20 protein-coding genes and 1 pseudogene are annotated in these 20,448 nt (G+C 68.1%); 14 read left to right on the forward strand and 7 right to left on the reverse strand.

The features are described from left to right. The first annotated feature begins 2 nt into the window (after window positions 1-2). Complete coding sequence (locus B4U45_RS16090) at window positions 3-956, forward strand: enoyl-CoA hydratase/isomerase family protein (RefSeq protein WP_075546640.1); 954 nt, start codon at window positions 3-5, stop codon at window positions 954-956. Between the two features lie 38 nt (window positions 957-994). Here the strand turns inward: B4U45_RS16090 and B4U45_RS16095 are convergent, their stop codons facing one another. Next, entirely contained in the window at window positions 995-1,402 is a 408-nt protein-coding gene (locus B4U45_RS16095) for a CD225/dispanin family protein (protein WP_083154336.1), read from the reverse strand. A gap of 81 nt (window positions 1,403-1,483) precedes the next feature. After that, window positions 1,484-2,650, reverse strand: coding sequence for an acyl-CoA dehydrogenase family protein (locus B4U45_RS16100; RefSeq protein WP_240316730.1), 1,167 nt, complete (start codon window positions 2,648-2,650; stop codon window positions 1,484-1,486). 60 nt (window positions 2,651-2,710) lie between these two features. On the opposite strand from B4U45_RS16100, the gene B4U45_RS16105 reads away from it, so the two are divergent. The 3 genes from B4U45_RS16105 to B4U45_RS16115 are packed head-to-tail and all read left to right on the forward strand — an operon-like array spanning window position 2,711 to window position 6,218. After that, a complete protein-coding gene (locus B4U45_RS16105; RefSeq protein ID WP_075546643.1) occupies window positions 2,711-3,715 on the forward strand; it encodes a MaoC family dehydratase in 1,005 nt (334 codons plus the stop codon). 29 nt (window positions 3,716-3,744) lie between these two features. Then, window positions 3,745-4,902 (forward strand): CoA transferase, encoded by a 1,158-nt coding sequence (locus B4U45_RS16110; RefSeq protein WP_089025104.1) that lies wholly within the window; start codon window positions 3,745-3,747, stop codon window positions 4,900-4,902. Next, complete coding sequence (locus B4U45_RS16115; RefSeq protein WP_075546645.1) at window positions 4,896-6,218, forward strand: amidohydrolase family protein; 1,323 nt, start codon at window positions 4,896-4,898, stop codon at window positions 6,216-6,218. The genes B4U45_RS16110 and B4U45_RS16115 overlap by 7 nt, the downstream gene beginning before the upstream one ends. Before the next feature lie 20 nt (window positions 6,219-6,238). Here B4U45_RS16115 and B4U45_RS16120 read toward each other — a convergent pair. Beyond that, window positions 6,239-6,825, reverse strand: a pseudogene (locus B4U45_RS16120) (alpha/beta hydrolase); the annotation flags it as partial. 230 nt (window positions 6,826-7,055) lie between these two features. On the opposite strand from B4U45_RS16120, the gene B4U45_RS16125 reads away from it, so the two are divergent. From B4U45_RS16125 to B4U45_RS16150, 6 genes are read left to right on the forward strand one after another with little or no spacing between them, the layout of a single operon-like run. Then, window positions 7,056-7,703, forward strand: coding sequence for a class I SAM-dependent methyltransferase (locus B4U45_RS16125; RefSeq protein ID WP_075546694.1), 648 nt, complete (start codon window positions 7,056-7,058; stop codon window positions 7,701-7,703). A gap of 26 nt (window positions 7,704-7,729) precedes the next feature. Then, window positions 7,730-8,992: a molybdopterin-dependent oxidoreductase gene (locus B4U45_RS16130; RefSeq protein ID WP_075546693.1), complete on the forward strand. Its 1,263-nt coding sequence runs from the start codon at window positions 7,730-7,732 to the stop codon at window positions 8,990-8,992. Window position 8,993: 1 nt separating this feature from the next. After that, entirely contained in the window at window positions 8,994-9,533 is a 540-nt protein-coding gene (locus B4U45_RS16135; protein ID WP_075546646.1) for a hypothetical protein, read from the forward strand. A 38-nt stretch (window positions 9,534-9,571) separates the two neighbouring features. Beyond that, a complete protein-coding gene (locus B4U45_RS16140) occupies window positions 9,572-10,774 on the forward strand; it encodes an alpha/beta hydrolase (protein ID WP_075546647.1) in 1,203 nt (400 codons plus the stop codon). Window positions 10,775-10,826: 52 nt separating this feature from the next. Further along, window positions 10,827-12,236: a WS/DGAT/MGAT family O-acyltransferase gene (locus B4U45_RS16145; protein ID WP_075546648.1), complete on the forward strand. Its 1,410-nt coding sequence runs from the start codon at window positions 10,827-10,829 to the stop codon at window positions 12,234-12,236. A gap of 43 nt (window positions 12,237-12,279) precedes the next feature. After that, entirely contained in the window at window positions 12,280-13,062 is a 783-nt protein-coding gene (locus tag B4U45_RS16150) for a crotonase/enoyl-CoA hydratase family protein (RefSeq protein WP_075546695.1), read from the forward strand. Window positions 13,063-13,132: 70 nt separating this feature from the next. Here B4U45_RS16150 and B4U45_RS16155 read toward each other — a convergent pair whose 3' ends face one another. Then, complete coding sequence (locus B4U45_RS16155; protein WP_075546649.1) at window positions 13,133-13,732, reverse strand: TetR/AcrR family transcriptional regulator; 600 nt, start codon at window positions 13,730-13,732, stop codon at window positions 13,133-13,135. A gap of 79 nt (window positions 13,733-13,811) precedes the next feature. Here B4U45_RS16155 and B4U45_RS16160 point away from each other — a divergent pair, with 79 nt between their 5' ends. From B4U45_RS16160 to B4U45_RS16170, 3 genes are all read left to right on the forward strand, one after another. Continuing rightward, window positions 13,812-14,339, forward strand: a complete 528-nt coding sequence (locus B4U45_RS16160; RefSeq protein ID WP_075546650.1) for a methyltransferase family protein — start codon at window positions 13,812-13,814, stop codon at window positions 14,337-14,339. A 121-nt stretch (window positions 14,340-14,460) separates the two neighbouring features. Beyond that, window positions 14,461-15,948: a class I adenylate-forming enzyme family protein gene (locus B4U45_RS16165; protein ID WP_219859451.1), complete on the forward strand. Its 1,488-nt coding sequence runs from the start codon at window positions 14,461-14,463 to the stop codon at window positions 15,946-15,948. Then, window positions 15,945-16,241 carry a hypothetical protein gene (locus B4U45_RS16170; RefSeq protein WP_075546652.1) on the forward strand — a complete coding sequence of 99 codons (297 nt, stop codon included), beginning with the start codon at window positions 15,945-15,947 and terminating at the stop codon, window positions 16,239-16,241. Before B4U45_RS16165 ends, B4U45_RS16170 begins: the two co-directional genes overlap by 4 nt. Before the next feature lie 27 nt (window positions 16,242-16,268). Here the strand turns inward: B4U45_RS16170 and B4U45_RS16175 are convergent, their stop codons facing one another. Next, the gene (locus tag B4U45_RS16175; RefSeq protein ID WP_075546653.1) at window positions 16,269-16,907 is read right to left on the reverse strand and encodes a TetR/AcrR family transcriptional regulator; all 639 of its coding nucleotides are present in this window, start codon (window positions 16,905-16,907) and stop codon (window positions 16,269-16,271) included. A gap of 302 nt (window positions 16,908-17,209) precedes the next feature. Between B4U45_RS16175 and B4U45_RS16180 the strand changes: the two genes are divergently transcribed. Next, window positions 17,210-18,031: a crotonase/enoyl-CoA hydratase family protein gene (locus tag B4U45_RS16180; RefSeq protein ID WP_075546696.1), complete on the forward strand. Its 822-nt coding sequence runs from the start codon at window positions 17,210-17,212 to the stop codon at window positions 18,029-18,031. 46 nt (window positions 18,032-18,077) lie between these two features. Here B4U45_RS16180 and B4U45_RS16185 read toward each other — a convergent pair whose 3' ends face one another. Continuing rightward, window positions 18,078-19,547 carry an aldehyde dehydrogenase gene (locus tag B4U45_RS16185; protein ID WP_075546654.1) on the reverse strand — a complete coding sequence of 490 codons (1,470 nt, stop codon included), beginning with the start codon at window positions 19,545-19,547 and terminating at the stop codon, window positions 18,078-18,080. A 44-nt stretch (window positions 19,548-19,591) separates the two neighbouring features. Next, on the reverse strand, window positions 19,592-20,389 hold the full coding sequence (locus B4U45_RS16190) for a class I SAM-dependent methyltransferase (RefSeq protein ID WP_075546655.1): 798 nt from the start codon (window positions 20,387-20,389) through the stop codon (window positions 19,592-19,594). Between the last annotated feature and the right edge of the window lie 59 nt (window positions 20,390-20,448).

Here is a 20,448-nt window from a genome sequence, read left to right on the forward strand (position 1 = left end):
CGATGCTCCGTGTAGTTGACCTGTCGATCCCCGCGGATGAGCGGGACGTGGGTGTGGCGTCGCCACCCGGCGTGATCGTCGCCCACGGCTCGCCTACGGATGAATTCTGGCTGGAAACAGCGACTTTCACGCTGACTGACCAGCCATGTGGCGATCGCCGGGTGGTCACCGTGGCGTCGGTGTCCGAGGCGTTGGCGGACGTGACGCGGCGCTGCCGGCACTGGCCGCAGGCCAGCGCCATGTGCAACGACGTGCTGCGGGCCCTGGATCCCGCCGGTGCGACGCTGGCCGGCGTGGTCACCGAATCACTGGCGTATTCGACCCTGCAGGCCGGACCGGAGTTCGCACGCTGGCTCGACGATCGCGGCCCGGCCGCCGTTCCGGGCACGGCCGACGCGGTGCTCGTGGACCGCGACAAGGACACCCTGCGGATCCGGTTCAACCGGCCACGCCGACACAATGCGTTCTCCACCGATGTGCGCGCCGCGCTGCTGGAGGCGTTGACCGTAGCCCGGCTGGACCCGTCGGTCACCGGAATCGTGTTGAGCGGCAACGGCCCATCGTTTTGCAGTGGTGGCGACCTCGCCGAGTTCGGCGCCTTTGCCGATCCGGTAAGCGCGCACTTTGCCCGCACCCGGCATAGTCCAGCGCTGGTGCTCGACGAACTCAGAGCCAGGCTTGGCCGGGCATGCCGGGCCGAGGTCCACGGGCGGGTGCTGGGCAGCGGGCTGGAGATGGCGGCGTTCTGCGGATGGGTTGTGGCCCGGCCCGATTCGGTGTTCGGGCTGCCCGAACTGAGCCTCGGGCTGATCCCCGGCGCCGGTGGCACCGTCAGCATTACCCGACGGATCGGACGCTGGCGCACGGCATATCTGGTGCTCTCCGGCCGAACCATCGACGCCGCGACCGCCCTGGCCTGGGGCCTGGTGGACGCCATCTCGGCAGCCACCGGTTAGGCGCAAACCCGTTGGCGCACAACGTTGGAACGCCTCGATCAGTAGCCGGAATAGGTGGTGATGGTGGAAGGCATGTTGTGATCGACCGACACCGCCACAGCAATCAGGATCACGTAAATCACCCCGACGATCACACCAATGACCGCCCCGGCGATCGCGCTGATGATGGCCCACTTCTTGGCGTTGGCGGACGCGGCCTGCGCCTCGGCGTAGCGGCCTTGGGCCCACAGCCCGGAGACCTTGGTGGAGTACACGATCGACACGATGCCGAACGGCAGGCAGCACAAGATGGTGGCCAGAATCGCCCAGACGAGGTAGTTGTCCGGCTCGGGTGCGTAACCGGGTTGCGGGGCCGGCCAACCGGGTTGCGGTTGTTGACCCTGCCAGCCCGGCTGCTGGCCCTGCCACTCGGGGGAACCTCCGTACGGCCCTGGCGGATAACTCATGGCTGCCCTCCTTTGGTGCCTACCCTTGGGTTCCCTGGGCGAAGTCAGGCAAATATACAGCACCGGTCGCCGACATATCGGCTAGATGCCGCCCCGGGCCACCAGTTGTCCGGCGATCACATTGCGCTGGATCTCGTTGGTGCCTTCGCCGACGATCATCAGGGGCGCATCGCGAAAATAGCGTTCGACGTCGTATTCGGTTGAGTAGCCGTAGCCGCCGTGAATGCGCACCGCGTTCAACGCGATCTCCATCGCCACCTCGGAGGCGAACAGCTTGGCCATCCCTGCCTCCATGTCGCAGCGCTGGCCGCTGTCGTAGCGCTCGGCGGCGTAGCGGGTCAGTTGGCGTGCCGCGGTGAGTTTGGTTGCCATATCGGCCAGATAGTTGCCGACGGCCTGATGCTTCCAAATCGGCTGACCGAAGCTCTCCCGCTGCTGGGCATAGGCGAGCGCGTCTTCCAGTGCCGCGGTCGCCACCCCCAGGGCGCGGGCCGCCACTTGGATGCGGCCCGTTTCGAGGCCCTTCATCATCTGCGAAAAGCCTTCCCCCATACGGCTTCCCAACACTGCCGACACCGGCACCCGGTAGTCGTCGAAGGACAACTCGCAGGACTCGACGCCCTTGTAGCCCAGCTTGGGCAGGTCCCGCGACACCGTCAGGCCCGGTCCGGGCTGGACCAGCACGATCGAGATCCCCTTATAGCGCGGTAGGGCAGTGGGATCGGTCTTGCACAGCAACGCGATCAGCCCGGAGCGGCGCGCGTTGGTGATCCAGGTCTTGGCGCCGTTGATCCGCAAGCCGCCGGAGCCCTGCGCGGAGCCCTGCGCGGGATCCGGCAGCGCGGTGGTCGACATGTTCTGCAGGTCGGAGCCGCCGCCGGGCTCGGTGAGCGCCATGGTGGCCCGCAGCTCGCCGGTGGCCATCGGCGGCAGATAGGCCGTCTTCTGCTCTTCGGTGCCGAACAGCGTCAGCAGCTTGGCCACGACGGTGTGCCCGCCCATCGCCCCGGCCAGGCTCATCCAGCCCCGGGCCAGCTCCTGGGTGACCTGCACATAGCACGGCATCGACACCGGCGACCCGCCGTACTCTTCGGGGACGGCCAGGCCGAAGATACCGATCCGCTTCATCTGCTCGATCCACGCCTCGGGGTAGGCGTTGGCGTGTTCCACCTCGCGGACGCTCGGTCTCACGTCGCGGTCGATGAAGGCCCGAACGGTGTCGACCAGCATCGCTTCTTCGTGATTCAGCTCATTGCTCACCCGTGCCATATTGACCCTCGCTTTGACCGGCTGCCAGCATGTGGCGTTGTGACATACGCGGACACTCGCCCGGGCGGGCCCTACTTCGACGACCTCTCGCTAGGCCAGACATTCGACTGGGCGCCGGCGATGACGCTGTCGTCGGGGCTGGCCGCGGCCCATCAGGCGATCGTGGGTGACCGGCTGCGGCTGTCCCTGGACGCACAGCTGTGCGCGGCGGTGGTCGGCGCATCCGCACCCCTGGCGCACCCGGGCCTGGTCTGCGACGTGGCGATCGGGCAGTCGACCCTGGTGACGCAGCGGGTCAAAGCCAACCTGTTTTACCGTGGCCTGACGTTTCACCGATTCCCGGTGATCGGCGACACCGTCTACACCCGCACCGAAGTGGTCGGGTTGCGCGCCAATACGGCCAAACCGGGTCGTGCCCCAACCGGACTGGCGGCGCTGCGGATGACGACCGTCGACCAGGCCGATCGGTTGGTGCTCGACTTCTACCGGTGCGCCATGTTGCCGGCCGGCCCGGATTGGCGGCCTGACGGCGCCCCCGACGATGACGTGTCCACCATCGGCGCCGGGGTGACCGGACCGCCCGTCGACCCCACCAGCGGCTGGGACGCCGAGGCGTTCCGCAGTAGGGTGCCCGCTCCGCACTTCGACGACGGCATTGCGGGTTCGGTCCTGCACAGCACCGCCGACCTGGTCAGCAGCGCCCCCGAGCTGGCTCGGCTTACCCTCAATATCGCGGCAACACACCATGATTCGCGGGTCGGCGGGCAACGTCTGGTCTACGGCGGGCACACCATCGGGCTGGCGTTCGCGCAGGCCTGCCGATTGCTGCCGAACCTGGTGACGGTGCTGGGCTGGGAACACTGCGACCACACCGGGCCGGTGCGCGAGGGCGACACCCTCTACAGCGAACTGCACGTCGAGTCCGCCCGGCCCACCGGGAACGGCGGGGTGCTGGGGCTGCGGTCGCTGGTCTACGCCGCCGGCGACGCGGACGAGCCGGACCGGCAGGTGCTGGACTGGCGGTTCACCGCGCTGCAGTTCTGAACCGCCGCGCGCGCATTACGCTCGGCTGGGTGAGCTGCACCCTGGCCAGGTGGGGGAGTAGCGGGCTGGCCTACCTGACCGGTCTGCCCGGCGGGCCGCCCGACTTCTCCCGCGCCAACGTGTTGCGCCGGGCCGAGGCGCTCGCCGCCAATGCGGCCACACTGCTGACCGGGCGGGCCGGGTTGCTGGGACTGACCCGCCGGGGCCGGGTGTCGGCCGGCGGAGCCACCCGGTTGCTCGCGGCCGCCGACGGCTGCCTCGCGATCACGTTGTCGCGCCCCGACGACGTCGCCGCCGTTCCGGCGCTGCTGCAGGTCGATCGGCTGCCCGAAGACCCCTGGCCCGCCATCCAGCGGTGGGCCGCGACGTCGCGCGCGTCCACGATCCTCGAGCGGACCCAGCTCCTCGACATCCCCGCCGCGGGACTCGGTGAGGCAACGGCCGCACCGCCGCGGATTCGTCGCGCCGGGCCGCGCGGCGCTGCGCGCGGACCGGCCGGCCTGCTCGTCGCCGACCTGTCGTCGATGTGGGCCGGTCCGCTCTGCGGGCAGCTGCTGGCCCGAGCGGGCGCGACTGTCGTGAAAATCGAAAGCCCGAGCCGCCGTGACGGCACCCGAGCCGGCGACCGCTCCTTCTTCGACTGGATAAACGGTGAAAAGCTCTCGTACTGCCTCGATTTCGACGAACAGGCTGACGAGCTGCGACAGCTATTGACCGTCGCGGACATCGTGATCGAGGGTTCACGGCCCATTGCGTTGGCGCGACGACGCCTCGGGCCCGACCACATTGCGCCGCGGCCCGGGCGAATCTGGTTGCGCGTCAGCGGCTATGGCGAACAGTCCGGACGGCCGGCCTTCGGTGACGATGCCGCGGTGGCCGGTGGACTCGTCGGATCCGCTGCCGACGGGCCGGTGTTCTGTGGCGACGCCATCGCCGACCCGCTGGCCGGCATCGAGGCAAGCCGGGCGATCACCGAATCGCTGGGGCGCGGCGGCGGCGAACTCATCGACGTATCACTGGCAGCCGTCGCCGCCGGCTACGCCGCACTACCACTGACGGCATCGGCATCGACCTACCCGATTCGGCCACCGTCGCCGCCGCCGCCGTGCGGGGCCGCTGCCGAACTCGGCGCCGACAACGACGCCGTGCGCCGTCTGGTCGATCAAAGACGCGCGCTGCCATGCTGATTCGGCGGGCCACCTTGCTGGACGGGACGAGAGCCGATGTCCGGGTGGACGCCTTGATCGACGAGGTCGGCGACGGCCTGGTCGCGGCGCCGGGTGAACGGGTTCTCGACGCAGCCGGCGGGACGGTGCTGCCCGGCCTGCACGACCACCACGTGCACCTGCGCTCGGCGGCCGCGGCTCTGGATTCGCTACTCGTCGGGCCACCCGCCGTTTGCACCAAAGCGGTTCTGGTACAGGCACTGTCGGAGGCCAGGCCGAGCTCCGACGGGTGGCTCCGCGCGATCGGCTATCACGAATCCGTCGCCGGGCGGTTGGACCGCAACGTGCTCGATGCACTGGTGCCCGATATTCCGGTGCGCATCCAGCATCGCAGTGGTGCCCTGTGGATCCTCAACTCCGCGGCACTGGCCCGCATTGGCCTGGCCGGCCACCCCGATGGTCGGCTGCCCAGCGCCGCTTCCGATTGGCCGGACGGGTTGCCGCGGCGCGAAACCGACCTCGTGCGACTGAGTGACCGGCTCACCTCGATGGGCGTCACCGGAGTCACCGACGCCACCCCGGATCTGGGCGCCGACGACACGGAGTCGCTGCTGACCGCGCATCGCCGCGGCGAATTCCAGCCGCGGGTGCGGTTTTTGGCGCCAGGCAAGAAGATCCTGCACGACGACCGGCTGGATCTGGACGCCCTGACTGCCTGGATCACCGGCTGCCACCACGCCGGCCGCCCGGTGGCCGTGCACTGCGTGACCGCGGCTCAGCTGGTGGTGACCATCGCGGCGCTGCGCGGCGCCGGCAGCCATCCGCTCGATCGGATCGAGCACGCCGCCGTGGTGCCCGACGACAACCTGGCCGACCTGCGCGATCTCGGGGTGACCGTGGTGACTCAGCCCAATTTCGTTGCCGAGCGCGGTGATCAGTACCTTGCCGAGATCCCGGCCGTCGAGCATCATCAGCTCTGGCGAGTCGCGTCGTTCCTGAAAGCGCAAGTGCCGGTGGCATTGTCGACCGATATGCCGTTCGGTCTCGGCGACCCGTGGGCGGCCATGCGCGCCGCGGTGCATCGCGCGACATCCGGCGGGGCGGTGCTCAATCCCGATGAATGCGTTCCGGCGCGAACAGCTTTGACAATGTTTCTGGGTCACCCGGATGAGCCCGGGCGGGTGCGCACGGTTGCGGCGGGGCAACCGGGAGACCTGTGCGTGCTGTCGCAGCCGCCCGCAACGGCGTTGGCTCAGCTGGACGCCGGCCTGGTGACCGCAACCATCATTGGCGGCGAGATCGCCTATACCAGCGGTCCGGATTACCCGCGAGCGTAACGTCGCGGCGAAAATCCAGGATCCCACAACCGATAGCGCGCGTCGGCGGCGGCCGCGGAACTGCGGTCATCGAGCATCGGGTAGGTCAGCAGCTGAAATACCGGCGCGATTTCGCCGCGGTCGCGCGCCAGCAGGGCCAGCGCCGCGGCAAGACCGCCGCCCGCGCTGGCGCCGCCGATAGCGATCCGGCGCGGGTCCACCGCGGGCAGCGCGGCCAGCCAGCGCAGCGCCGAGTAGCAGTCTTCCAACGGCGCGGGGTAGGGGTGCTCGGGTGCCAGCCGGTACTCCACCGAGGCGACGGTGATGCCCAGCGTCCGGGCGAACCGGCGGCACAGCCGGTCATCCTGGGCGGCCTTGCCCAGCACATATCCGCCACCGTGAATCCACAGCAGGGCGGGTGTCGGCTCGGTGACACCGTGCCCCGGTAAAGCCGGACGCCGGCACCCGAGCCCAGCGTGATCACCTCGACATCGCCGGGCGTCGCGCGGCCGGTCAGCGCGATTAGCGCCCGGATTGCCGGCAATGTCCGGGGACCGACCAGTCGTCGTGGTGCGAAGCGGGCGGTTCGGCGCAGATCCGGATGGACGACGTCACCGTTGGCGCGCACCTACCCAGTATGTGCCCGGTCGCGGGCGCACGAGGTGGCGGCGGAGTTTCTGCCAAACGCTGAGTCCTTGCTGACCGTTCGGACACGGCAAGCCGTCGCTCTTGGCGAACTTTGGTGTAGCCGACCGGGGAACCGGGTACTGGTGGAGGTGCTGGCGCATGCGGTTCCTGCCGGCGCGTTTACCGGTCGGTGGAGCCGGCCATGGCCGGGCAGGATGCGAGGAGCGTGGAATGCTGGGGCATCTCTACGATCGGGCGCTCGGCGGCGAGCAATGCTGGATCCGTCATGACGACGGTGAGTTGCGTTTGCTACCGACCCACCGTTGGTTGGGTGGCCGGTCAATCGAGCAGAGCCCCCGCTCCGACGAGGCCTTCGACGAGGCCGTCGCGCAGATGTGCAGCGGGCCGACCATCGAGCTGGGCTGTGGGCCCGGGCGCCTGGTGGCCCGGCTCGTGCAGCGGGGTATCCCAGCGCTGGGCATCGACCGATCCGCGACCGCTATTCGATTAGCCGGCTGCGGCGGCGCCCCGGCCATTCTCGGCGATGTGTTCGAGCCGCTGCCCGGCATGGGCTGCTGGCAGACGGTCCTGCTGGTCGACGGAAATGTCGGCCTCGGCGGGGACCCGCTGCGGATCCTGGGAAGGGCCGCCGAATTGTTGTGCCACGGCGGGTGCTGCGTGGCCGAGTTTGACGCGCAGGCCATCGGTATCGTCGCACGCTGGGTTCGCCTAGAGTCAGCGCGGGAGGTCGGGCCGTGGTTTCGATGGGCATCGGTTGGCGTGGACAGCGCCGCCGCACTGGCCGCGCGGGTGGGTCTCACCCTCACCGGCGTGCGGCTGATCGGCGGGCGGGTGATCGCCACCCTGGCGGCCCGGTAAGCGGTGCCGTCGGCTTTCCCGCCGGCCTGTGGCGCGCCCTGCAGCGTCATCCACCACCGGGTGCTCACCGGCTGAACCGCTTTCGGAGCCCGCTGCGCGGCCCGTGGCTGACCTCGGTGTTCGGACTGGTGCTGTTGGTGACGTTGCCGATCGTGGTCATCACCGGGCTGCTGTCCTATAGCGCCTATGCGCCGCAGTTCGGTCAGGCGATCCCGCGCGACGTCGGGTGGCTGCGGCTGCCCACCTTCGCCTGGCCCACCCATCCGTCGTGGCTGTACCGGCTGACCCAGGGTGTCCACGTGGGGCTGGGTCTGCTGATCATCCCGGTGGTGTTGGCCAAGCTGTGGTCGGTGATCCCGAAACTGTTCGTCTGGCCGCCCGCGCGGTCGATCGCCCAGCTGCTGGAGCGGTTGTCGTTGCTGATGCTGGTCGGCGGGGTGCTGTTCGAGATCGTCACCGGCGTGCTCAACATCCAGTACGACTACATCTTCGGATTCAGCTTCTACACCGGGCACTACTTCGGGGCGTGGGTTTTCATCGCCGGCTTCCTGATGCATATCGCGCTGAAGATTCCGCGCATGATCACCGGGCTGCGGTCGCTGTCGATGCGAGAAGTGCTGCGCACCAACGTGACCGACACCCGGCCCGAACCACCGGATCCCGACGGGCTGGTGGCCGCCGACCCGGCGGAGCCGACAGTGAGCAGGCGCGGCGCCCTGGCCCTGGTGGGCTCCGGTGTGCTGCTAATCGCGGTGCTGACCGTCGGGCAGACCCTCGGCGGGCCGGCGCGCAGCGTGGCACTGCTCTTGCCGCGGGGACGAGGTCGAGATTTCCCGGTCAACAAGACCGCCGTAGCTGCCGGGATCACCCCCGAGAGCGTCGGCGATAACTGGCGCCTGGCGCTGCGCGGCGGTCCGGCGGAGGTGGTACTGGATCGCGCCGCCCTGGCCGGACTGCCGCAGCGCACCGCCAGGCTGCCGATCGCCTGCGTGGAAGGCTGGTCGACCGTGCAGACCTGGACGGGGGTCCGGCTGGCCGACCTGGCCCGAATGGCCGGGGTCCCGGCACCACGCTCGGCGCGAGTGGTATCGCTGCAGCGCGGCGGCGCATTCGGCACGGCGCGCCTGCAGGCCAACCAGATCAACGATCCCGACGCGCTACTTGCACTGCGGGTCAACGGCGACGCCCTACCCCTTGACCACGGCTACCCGGCGCGCATCATCGTTCCCGCGCTACCGGGGGTGCACAACACCAAATGGGTCACCGCCATCGAATTCGAGCCGAGCTGAAATGCTCAGAGCGACAAAGCGGTTTGCCCACTACTACGGCGCTCATCCACTACACCTGCTGACGATGCTGTCCGGCTTCGCGCTGCTCGGCTACCTCCTGGCCACCTTCAAGCCCACCACGCTGTGGAACCCCGGCACCTGGTGGCAGTCGATCGCGGTCTGGCTCGCCGCCGCCGTGATCGCCCACGACCTGCTGCTCTTCCCGCTCTACGCGCTGGCCGACCGCGTCCTGGCGGCCCCTGGGCGCCGGCCGAGCCGCTCTCAGCCAGAAATCCCAGAGATCAGCGCGCACAACCACATTCGCATCCCGGCGCTGGGAGCCGGGCTGACCCTGCTGATCTTTTTGCCCGGCATCATCGAACAGGGCGCACCGACCTACCTGGCGGCGACCGGACAGACTCAGCAGCCGTTTCTGGGCAGATGGCTGCTGCTGACCGCGGCGATGTTCGCCGTCAGCGCCGTCGTTTACGCTGCCCGGCGCGCCGTTGGGCAGCGCAAACGACGGCAGCCCACAGCGCCGCAGCGAACCACCGCAATGTGATCGTGGTTAGCGCGAACCCTGCGGGGTACGCTCCCTCCATGACGGCGAGCGGCCCGACAATGATGTCCCAGGTCAAGTGGTTGCTGCGGGCCCGTCCGGGCGACTATCTGCTGGCATTGAGCGTCGCCGGAGCTTCGCTCCCGGTGGTCGGCAAGCACCTCGAGCCGCTGGGCAGTGTCACCGCAATGAGCGTCTGGGGTGCCCGGCATGCACCGGAATTCGTGTCCACCAGGGCCAAGGACTGGCTCACCCCGGGAACCAGCGGCCTGCGCCGTCGCGACCGCGCCAGCACGAACGAGGTTTCGGCCGCGGCGCTGCGCGGCATCGTGGCGGCCGCCGACCTGGACCTCGAATGGCCGGCGCCGCAGCGCACCCCGCCGGTCTGCGAAGTCCTGCGGCACCGCCGCTACCTGCACCGCCGTGGCGTCCATTACGGCGACAGCCCGGCGCAGTTGCTCGACGTGTGGCGCCGCAAAGAGCTGCCCACCCATCCCGCGCCGGTGCTGCTGTTCGTCCCGGGCGGCGCCTGGATACACGGCAGCCGCACCATTCAGGGGTATGCGCTGCTGTCGCGGATGGCCGAGCAGGGCTGGGTGTGCCTGTCGATCGACTACCGGGTCGCACCGCACCACCGCTGGCCGCGCCACATCCAAGACGTCAAGGCCGCCATCGCCTGGGCGCGGGCCAACGTCGACAAATTCGGCGGCGACCGGGACTTCATCGCGATAGCCGGCTGCTCGGCCGGCGGCCACCTGTCCGCATTGGCCGGGCTCACCGCCAACGACCCCGGCTACCAGGGCGAGTTACCGGAGGGCTCCGACACCTCCGTCGACGCCGCGGTCGGGATCTACGGTCGCTACGACTGGCAGGACCGCTCCACCCCGGAGCGGGTGCGGTTCGTCGACTTCTTGGAGCGGGTCGTGGTCAAACGCAGGATCGCCCGCCACCCGCACGTATACCGGGATGCCTCGCCGATAGCCCGGGTGCACACCAATGCGCCGCCGTTCCTGGTCATTCACGGCAGCCGCGACGGGGTCATCCCGGTGGCGCAGGCACGCAGCTTCGTCGAGCGGCTACGTGCGGCGTCGCGGTCGCTGGTGGCCTACGTGGAGTTGCCCGGCGCCGGCCACGGCTTCGACCTGCTCGACGGCGCTCGCACCGGCCCGACCACCCACGCGATCTCGCTGTTCCTCAACCACGTTCACCGCACCCGGAATCAGTTCGCAAAAGAGGTCATCTAGGCACCGGCCGATTGCGCCGGTTGTAAAGTCGCGCTATGACCAGGGGGCTGCGGTGAAACGGCTCAGCGGCTGGGACGCGGTACTGCTCTACAGCGAGACACCGAATGTGCACATGCACACCATCAAGGTCGCGGTGATCGAGCTGGACCCGGACAGCCGCCAGTTCGGTATCGACGCGTTTCGCGAGGTCATCGGCGGGCGCATGGGCAAGCTGGAGCCGTTGGGCTATCAACTTATCGACGTCCCGCTCAAGTTCCACCATCCGATGTGGCGTGAGCACTGCGAGGTTGATCTCAACTACCACATCCGGCCCTGGAGGCTGCCGGCGCCGGGCGGCCGGCGCGAACTGGACGAGGCGATCGGCCAGATCGCCAGCACCGCGCTGGACCGCAAATACCCGCTGTGGGAGATGTATTTCGTTGAGGGCCTTGCCAATCACCGGGTGGCGGTGGTCGCCAAGATTCACCACGCGCTGGCCGACGGCGTCGCGTCGGCCAACCTGATGGCACGCGGCATGGATCTGCTGCCGGGGCCGGAAGGCAACCCGTACGTGTCGGACCCGGCCCCCGGCAAGGCGGAACTGATGACTTCGGCGTTCGTCGACCACCTGCGCCACCTGGGGCGGGTCCCCGCGACAATGCGCTACACCGCGCAGGGTCTGGCCCGGGTGCGGCGCAGCGCGCGCAAGCTCTCTCCCGAATTGACCCGGCCGTTCACCCCGCCGCCGACCTTCATGAACCACAAGATCACCCCGGAGCGCAGGTTTGCCACCGCCACCCTGGCGCTGGTCGACGTGAAGGAGACGGGGAAAAAGCTCGGGGCGACCATCAACGACATGGTGCTGGCCATGTCCACCGGAGCGCTGCGCAGCCTGCTGCTGCGCTACGACGGCACGGCCGAACCGTTGCTGGCCTCCGTACCGGTGAGCTATGACTTCTCACCGGAGCGGATCTCGGGCAACCACTTCAGCGGCATGCTGGTGGCGCTGCCGACCGACTGCGACGACCCGCTGGAACGGGTGCAGGGCTGTCGCGAGAACGCGTTGTCCGCCAAGGAAAGTCACCAGCTGCTGGGACCGGAACTGATCAGCCGCTGGGCGGCCTACTTTCCACCGGCCGGGGCCGAGGCGATGTTTCGGTGGATGTCCGGCCGTGACGGGCAGAACAAGATCCTCAACCTGAACATCTCGAACGTTCCCGGGCCGCGGGAACGCGGCCGGGTGGGCGGTGCACAGGTGACCGAGATCTATTCGGTGGGGCCGCTGACCGCGGGTAGCGGCCTGAACATCACCGTGTGGAGCTATGTCGACCAGCTCAACATCTCGGTGCTCACCGACGGCGCCACGCTCAAAGATCCGCACGAGGTCACCGAGGCCATGATCGCCGATTTCATCGAGATACGAAGGGCCGCTGGCCTTTCCGAACAGTTGACGGTCGTCGAGCTGGCGCTCGCGCAGGCGTGATCGGCCACCGCATGATCTACATCAGAAGGAGTTGCGAACCACTGTGAGCGAAGAAGCCGGCACCACCGAACCCGAAGTCCTTGTCGAACAGCGCGATCGGATCCTGATCATCACGATCAACCGGCCCAAGGCCAAAAACGCGGTCAACGCCGCGGTCAGCCGGGGCCTGGCCGACGCGATGGATCGCCTCGATTCCGATGCCGGTCTTTCGGTGGGCATCCTGACCGGCGCGGGCGGTTCGTTCTGCGCCGGAATGGATCTCAAGGCCTTCGCTCGCGGCGAGAACGTGGTCGTCGAAGGCCGCGGCCTGGGCTTCACCGAACGTCCACCCGCCAAGCCGCTCATCGCGGCGGTGGAAGGCTACGCGTTGGCCGGCGGCACCGAGTTGGCATTGGCCACCGATCTGATTGTGGCAGCCCGGGATTCGGCATTCGGCATTCCGGAGGTCAAACGTGGCCTGGTCGCCGGCGGTGGGGGACTGCTGCGGCTGCCAGAGCGCATTCCGTACGCGATCGCCATGGAGCTGGCGCTCACCGGTGACAACCTGCCCGCCGAACGCGCCCACGAGCTGGGTCTGGTCAACATCCTGGCCGAGCCGGGCAAGGCGCTCGAGGCAGCTATTGCGCTGGCCGAAAAGATCACCGCCAACGGGCCGCTGGCGGTGGCCGCCACCAAGCGAATCATCACCGAATCACGTGGCTGGAGCCTGGAAAACCGGTTCGCCGAGCAGCTGAAAATCTTCGGTCCGGTGTTCATGTCCAACGACGCCAGGGAAGGCGCGATCGCGTTCGCCGAGAAGCGACCGCCGCGCTGGACCGGCACGTGAGGCCGCGAGCAGACGTAAAATCGCCCGACACGCTCGGCGTGTCGGGCGATTTTGCGTCTGCTCGCGGTAGTTACGGGGCCTCAGCGGTCAGGTAGCGTTGCACGGTCGGTCCCAGCCAGGCGACCAGTTCGTCGATGCCGCTCGACGCGATCGGTTCGATCTTCAGCTGGTAGCGCGCGAACGCCAACCCCGCCAGATGACTGGCCACCAGTTCGGCCCGTAACTGCGCATCGGCGACTCCGAACTCGGCCGTGAGCCGTTCGGCGATCGGGCCGGCGAGGCTGTCGTGCAAGATCTTTCGCGCCTGCGGCTGGATCGCGGCCGAACGCCACAGCGTCAGCAGCGGCTCGAACTTCGCACCTTCGTCCCAGTGCTCCAGGAAACGGCGCACCAGCCGCGGCCCAATCTCATCGATCCCCTCGTCCAGCAGCGTGGCCAGCTGATGCAGCGGGTGCTCGGGACCGGTCAGCGCCGACGCGGTGAACAGCCCCTCCTTGCTGTCGAAGAAGTAATAGACCATCGCGACGTCCACGCCGGCGTCGCCGGCGATCGCCCGGACGGTGGCCCGCTCATAGCCGTCGCGCATGAAACGTTCGCGGGCGGCAGCAATGATGCGCTGCTTGTTCTGTTGGCCGGTGCGCCACCGGCCGCTGCGCCGGGCTTCTGTCATGCCGCAAGCATACTTCAACACCCGTTGATGATCGTGAGCTCGCGGCGTACGCTCATTCTTGAACGGAGGTTGAAGTATCATGACGACGACGCGCGACAGAAGACTCTGGTGGCGGCACCTGATCTCGTTCCTGATCGCTCCGGTGACCATGACCCTGGTGATACCGGCGCTGATCATGGTCACAACGGGGGTACGGGCGCCGGATCTCCATTCGCCGGTGGCAGCGGGGCTGGCCACGGTCGGTGTCCTGTTGATCGCCGTCGGCATCGGACTGTTGATCTGGACGGTGGCGCTGTTCGACCGGGTGGGCCACGGCACCCTCGGGGTGGGCAGCACGCTCGGGGAACCGGTAAAGCTGGTGGTGCGGGGCCCGTATCGACATGTGCGCAACCCGATGATCAGCGGCGTGCTGTGCATCCTGCTCGGTGAGGCGGCGCTGACCGCGTCGGGCTGGTTGCTGCTGTGGTTTGCCACCTTCTGGGCGGTCCAGCTGGTCACCATCCGATTCTGGGAAGAGCCGCATCTGCGACAGCGCTACGGCGCCGAATACGTCGAGTACCGCCGCAACGTTCCCGGTTGGATTCCGCGAATCTCGGCCTGGCGCTAGGCCTTTCACAAGCCCGCGACCTGGTTTGCGTGGTCGCTGCCGGTGTCCTGGAACCCCGACATTCATGGGTTACACTGAAAGCTAGATGTGTAAAGGTCGGGGGATCGGAGAAGGGTCACCGATGAGCGTTTCGCTGCTTCTCGAGATGGCGGCGTCGAGCAACCCTGACCGCACGGCCGTCGTCTCGGGAGACCTGCGGCTGACGACTCAGCAGCTCAGCGATCTCGCCGACGGCGGCGCCGGGGTACTGGCGGCGTCGAACGCCCGGCATGTGGTGTACATCGGCACCGGCGGGGCGGTGCTGCCGCTGCTGATCTTCGCCGCGGCCCGCGCCGGGCTGCCCTTCACCCCGATCAACTATCGGCTTTCCGCCGACGGCATCCAGGCGCTGATCCGCCGGCTGCCCGAACCCCTGGTGATCGCCGACGACCGCTATCGGGGGATGCTCGACGATGCGCCGTCGATGAGTGCGGACGAATTCCGGGCGCTGGCCGGCAGCGCCGATCCGGTCTCGGAATTTCCGGACCCCGACGCGGTGGCGATCGTGCTGTTCACCTCGGGCACCACGTCGCAGCCCAAAGCCGTCGAACTCACCCACAACAACCTCACCAGCTACGTCACCGGAACGGTCGAATTCGACTCGGCCGACAGCGGCGACGCCGCGCTGATCTGTGTGCCGCCCTATCACATCGCCGGGGTCGGGGCGGCGCTGTCAAACCTGTACGCTGGCCGAAAGATGGTGTATCTGACCGACTTTGACGCGCACGAATGGGTGCGGCTGGCCAACGCGGAGCAGGTCACCACCGCCACTGTGGTGCCGACCATGCTGGACCGTATCGTCTCGGTGCTGGCGACCGGCGACCACAAGCTGCCCACGCTGCGCAACCTGGCCTACGGCGGCTCGAGGGTGGGCCTGCCGCTGGTCCGCCGTGCCCTGGAACTGCTGCCGGATGTCGGCTTCGTCAACGCCTACGGCCTGACCGAGACCAGCTCGACGATCGCGGTCCTGACCCCCGATGACCACCGCACCGCGCTGTCGGCATCGGACGACGCGCTCGCCCGGCGGTTGGGATCGGTCGGCCGGCCGGTGCCCGGCATCGAGGTGCAGATCCGCGGCGAGGACGGCACCGTCGTGGGGCCCGGCGAAAGCGGCGAGCTGTTTGTCCGCGGCGAGCAGGTGTCCGGACGCTACACCGGAATCGGTTCGGTGCTCGACGACAACGGCTGGTTTCCGACCAAGGACATCGCCATGGTCGACGACGACGGTTACCTGTTCATCGGCGGGCGCAGCGACGACACCATTATCCGCGGCGGTGAGAACATCGCACCCGCCGAACTAGAGGAGGTGCTGATCGAGCACCCGCAGGTGCGTGACGTCGCGGTGGTCGGTGTCGACGACCCGCACTGGGGCCAAGCCATCGTCGCGGTGGTGGTGCCGTCCGCCGGCGCCGACCCGGACCCGCAGGAATTGCGCGACCATGTGCGTAGCAGTTTGCGCGGGTCACGCACCCCGGACCGGGTAGTGTTTCGCGACGAGTTGCCAACCACCGCCACCGGCAAGGTACTTCGCCGGCAGATCATCGAAGAACTAGCAGGAACGGCATCATGATCAAGAACGGAACCCGTCTCGCCAGCCAGGTGTGTGACACCCAGGTCATTGTCGTCAGAACCGCGGATAGCCTCGACGATTTGCGCTGCGGAGGCGTCCCGATGGTGGCGATCGGCGCCGAGCGGTCTGGCCAGCTCGACCCGGCGTTCGCCGACGGCTCGGTGCTGGGCAAACGCTATGTCGACGACAACGGCGCCGAGGTGCTGGTGACCAAGCCGGGCGCCGGAAGCCTGAGCATCGGCGACACCAAGTTGGCACTCAAAGAGGTCAAGCCGCTGCCGGCCAGCGACTGACCGCCGGTCCAGCCGTCGGCGCCACGGTTAATCACCCGGGCCGGCGTGATTGACGGCAGTACCACTACTACGAACGAATTCCCTTGAGGCAACCAGGAATTGGAGCTGGTCGCCAACCGTGCGCAACGGCTCGGTGGTACGCGTCGAGCGGCACAGCATGATGGCCCCCTCCAGCGCGGCCACCGACGTCACCGCCAGCGACGCCGCGTCCGACTCGCCGAAACCGTCGGTGATAAACGCTCGAGTCAATGCGCTACACCAGCCGTTCAGGATCGCGCCGGCCTCCGTGGACAGCTCGAGTCCATCGTCGGCCGAGCCCAACGCGGCCGCAGCCACGGGACAGCCCGCGGTGAAGTCGCCCTCGGTGAGCAGATGTTGCCAATAATCGACGAACTTGCGCAGCAGCACCCGGGCGCCGCGGTCGGCGGCATCGTCGATCACGGCGGTGATCGAATCCCCGGCGTAGCGAAGCGCCTCGGTCAGTATCTGGTTTCGCCCGTCGGGAAAGTGGTGGTAGACCGAGCCGCGTGGGGCGCCGCTGCGGGCGAGCACCGAGTCGATGGTTACGCCGGCCGCGCCACGTTCGCGCAGCACCTGCGCGGCGGTGACCAGCATCTTGTCCCGGGTGCCGCCGCGCTTCTTCGCGGCCGTGCCGGTCGGTGTCATGCGGCGTGTGAGTGCCGGTGTGCCGGCCAGTGCAGCTGGCGTGGGTTGAACCGAAGCGTTCGTCGGCGTCTATCGGGCAGTTCGCGGGTGAATCGGAAGCCGGCGATGTTGAGCTCGATGATCCACATGGTTACTCCCGGTGGAAGGTATTGCCTCATGTACCGGGTCACCGGCCACGATTATGCACCAAAGCATAATACGTCTGCGCCTGTGGGGGAAGAGCCGTCATCGAACTGCTATGCATCACGCCGAACATATTATGCTCTATTGCATAATGCCGTTTCGTGGAGTTCACTGAGCCGATGACCACTGCATCCCAGCCATCCCTGCCCGACCTCGCCACCGTGTCCCTCGAGCGGGACGGCTGCGACGGCCATGTCCTGCTGATCGGCCTGAACCGGCCGCACAAACGCAATGCCTTCGACCGGGCGATGCTCGCCGACCTGTCCCGGGCATACGGGCTGCTGGAATCCGATGACTCGCTACGGGCCGGGGTGTTGTTCGCCCACGGCGACCACTTCACCGCCGGTCTTGATCTGGTCGACGTCGGTCCCGGCATCGCGAGCGGGGAACTGGAGTTCCCCGAGGGGGGACGCGATCCCTGGCGGCTGGACGGCGACTGGACCACACCGCTGGTCGCCGTCGTACACGGCTGGTGCATGACGTTGGGCATCGAACTGCTGCTGGCTGCCGACATCCGCGTTGCCGCCGCCGGGACCCGGTTCACCCAGCTCGAGGTGCAGCGCGGGATCTACCCCTTCGGCGGAGCGACTATCCGGCTGCCGCGCGAGGCCGGGTGGGGCAATGCCATGCGCTGGCTGCTCACCGGCGAGGAATTCGACGCGGCCGAGGCGCACCGAATCGGGCTGGTCCAGGAGGTGGCCGAGGACGCCGCGGCGGCATTGGCCAGGGCGAGAGAGATCGCGCACACCATCGCCGACCGCGCCGCGCCGCTGGGGGTGCGGACCACGCTGGCGTCGGCGCACCTGGCCCGCCGGCACGGCGAGGCGGCGGCCATCGAACGGCTGCGCCCCGACGTCGCGGCCCTATTCGCCACCGCCGACGCCGCCGAGGGCGTCCAGTCGTTCATCGAACGACGGCAGGCCCGCTTTCAGGGACGGTAGTCGGCCGAGTCGCGAATTTCGGGGCGGTTGCGGGTGCTCGCCCTGGTTACTCGACGGTGTAGCCCATCGGCATCAGCACGCTCTTCTGCTGGGTGAAGTGCTCGACACCTTCCGGCCCGTTTTCGCGGCCGATTCCGGAGTTCTTGTAGCCGCCGAAGGGGCAGCAGGGATCGAAGGCGTACCAGTTGATTCCGTAGGTGCCGGTGCGGATCCTTTCGGAGATCTCAATGCCGTGCGGGATATTGGAGGTCCAGACGCTGCCGGCCAGCCCGTACACCGAGTCGTTGGCGATCTTGATCGCCTCCTCTTCGGTGTCGTAGGGGATGATCGACAGCACCGGCCCGAAGATCTCCTCCTGAGCGATCGTCATTTTGTTGTCGACGTCGGCGAAAACTGTTGGCTGCACGAAGAATCCGTTGTCCAGGCCTTCGGGGCGGCCACCGCCGCACACCAGCCGCGCGCCCTCCTCGATGCCCTTGGTGATGTATCCCTCCACCCGGGCGCGCTGTTTCTCCGAGATCAGCGGCCCCACTTGCACCGCCGGGTTCGACGGCGGCCCCACCGGCAGTGCCTGCACGAAAGTGCTTACCGCATCCACGATTTCGTCATACCGGGAACGCGGCGCCAGAATCCGCGTCTGGTTCACACAGCCCTGCCCGGCGTTCATCACGCCGGAGAACACCATCATCGGGACGGCGCTGGCCAGATCGACGTCTTCGAGCATGATGGCCGCCGACTTGCCGCCCAGCTCCAGCGTGCATGGCTTGAGCAGTTCGGCGGCGCGCTTGCCCACCTCCTTGCCGACCGCCGAGCTGCCGGTGAAGGTGAACATATCGACGTCGGGGTTGGAGGTCAGCGCCTGGCCGGTCTCGATACCGCCGGGCACCACCGACAGCACCCCTTCAGGCAGACCGGCCTCGGCCAGCAACTCGGCCAAAGCATTTGCCGTCAAAGGGGTTTCGGCGGCCGGCTTGAGCACTACGGTGCAGCCGGCGAGCAGCGCGGGGCCCAGCTTGTTGATGGCCAGGAACAGCGGCACATTCCACGCGACGATCGCGCCCACCACACCGACGGGCTCGCGATGGACGATGGTCTGGCCGTAGGAGCCGCTGCGGATCTCCCGCCACTTGACCTGGTCGACGGCCTGAGTGGCGAAAAAATTCAGCGCCCCCATCGAACCCATCCAGTGCATCGTCTCGATGATCGTCGGCGGCTGACCGGTCTCGTCGGCGAGCAGTTTGGTGAATAGGCCTTTGCGTTCTTCCAGCAGCTTGGCCGCGGCGGCCAGCACCGCCGCCCGCTCCTTTGGTGGGGTCGCGGGCCACGGTCCGTTGTCGAATGCCGCTCGCGCCGCGGCAACCGCGGCGTCGACGTCGGCGCCGGCCGCCAGCGGCACCTTGCCGACGTACTCGCCGGTGGCCGGGCAGTGCACTTCAATGACTTCGGAGGTCGACGGTTGCGTCCACTTGCCGCCGATGAAGAGTTTGTCGTATTCGGTCGTGTGGCTGTCGCTCATGGCGCCACCCTACCCAAGCCGACCCGAAACGAGAACACGTTCCATTATCGCGGCTGCAGGACCAGCACCAGGTTGCTCACCAAGAACTCCCGGAGCAGCGGCACCGAGGTCAGCCACCACGCCCATCGCGGGTGGTAGCGGGGAAATGCGGCAACCGCGGCACCGGTGCTGGCGGCCCACTTCAGACCATCGGCCACCGAGACCGCAAACAACGACGACCCGTAGTTGTTTTTCGCCGGATGGCCGTGTTTTCGGGCATAGCGCGCGGCGGCGCGGGCACCGCCGAGGTAATGGGTCAGACCCATCTCGTGTCCGCCGAACGGGCCGAGCCAGACGGTATAAGAGAGCACGACCAACCCGCCCGGCCTGGTCACCCGCAGCATCTCGGCGCCGAGCTGCCATGGCCGCGGCACATGTTCGGCGACATTGGAAGACAGGCAGATGTCCACCGAGTCGTCGGCGAATGGCAGAGCCATGCCCGAGGCCCGCACGAAAACGCCCGGCCCGTCGACCTTTGCGGGGCCCGCGGCGTGCATTTCGCCAGGGTCCGGTTCGACCCCGATGTAACGGACTCCGGCATCGGCGAACGCCGCGGCGAAGTATCCGGGACCACCGCCCACATCGAGCAGTGTGCGATCGGTCGGCGGCTCCCCGTGGCCGGCCAGCCAGAGATCACCGACCATCGTCGCGGTGTCGGCTGCCAGGGCGTCGTAGAAGCGTGCCGGGTCGGACTGCTCATAACGGAACTGTGACAGTAACCGCAGTGAGCGGGCCAGCGTCGCCCGGCGCGCTACGACATCGGTGACAGGGGAGGCGACGGCCACCGGCCACACCCTACGCATTCGCGCCCCGGTGCTGCATGATGCGCCAGGGGCTAGTCAAGTCCGCACGAGTGTGCATC

This window comes from Mycobacterium persicum (assembly GCF_002086915.1).
Lineage (GTDB): Bacteria > Actinomycetota > Actinomycetes > Mycobacteriales > Mycobacteriaceae > Mycobacterium > Mycobacterium persicum.

Coding starts and splice junctions, on each gene's coding strand:
- B4U45_RS16090 (WP_075546640.1), top strand. CDS start 3: ATGCTCCGTGTAGTTGACCTGTCGATCCCCGCGGATGAGCGGGACGTG.
- B4U45_RS16095 (WP_083154336.1), bottom strand. CDS start 1,402: ATGAGTTATCCGCCAGGGCCGTACGGAGGTTCCCCCGAGTGGCAGGGC.
- B4U45_RS16115 (WP_075546645.1), top strand. CDS start 4,896: ATGCTGATTCGGCGGGCCACCTTGCTGGACGGGACGAGAGCCGATGTC.
- B4U45_RS16125 (WP_075546694.1), top strand. CDS start 7,056: ATGCTGGGGCATCTCTACGATCGGGCGCTCGGCGGCGAGCAATGCTGG.
- B4U45_RS16135 (WP_075546646.1), top strand. CDS start 8,994: ATGCTCAGAGCGACAAAGCGGTTTGCCCACTACTACGGCGCTCATCCA.
- B4U45_RS16140 (WP_075546647.1), top strand. CDS start 9,572: ATGACGGCGAGCGGCCCGACAATGATGTCCCAGGTCAAGTGGTTGCTG.
- B4U45_RS16155 (WP_075546649.1), bottom strand. CDS start 13,732: ATGACAGAAGCCCGGCGCAGCGGCCGGTGGCGCACCGGCCAACAGAAC.
- B4U45_RS16160 (WP_075546650.1), top strand. CDS start 13,812: ATGACGACGACGCGCGACAGAAGACTCTGGTGGCGGCACCTGATCTCG.
- B4U45_RS16165 (WP_219859451.1), top strand. CDS start 14,461: ATGAGCGTTTCGCTGCTTCTCGAGATGGCGGCGTCGAGCAACCCTGAC.
- B4U45_RS16170 (WP_075546652.1), top strand. CDS start 15,945: ATGATCAAGAACGGAACCCGTCTCGCCAGCCAGGTGTGTGACACCCAG.
- B4U45_RS16175 (WP_075546653.1), bottom strand. CDS start 16,907: ATGACACCGACCGGCACGGCCGCGAAGAAGCGCGGCGGCACCCGGGAC.
- B4U45_RS16180 (WP_075546696.1), top strand. CDS start 17,210: ATGACCACTGCATCCCAGCCATCCCTGCCCGACCTCGCCACCGTGTCC.
- B4U45_RS16185 (WP_075546654.1), bottom strand. CDS start 19,547: ATGAGCGACAGCCACACGACCGAATACGACAAACTCTTCATCGGCGGC.
- B4U45_RS16190 (WP_075546655.1), bottom strand. CDS start 20,389: ATGCGTAGGGTGTGGCCGGTGGCCGTCGCCTCCCCTGTCACCGATGTC.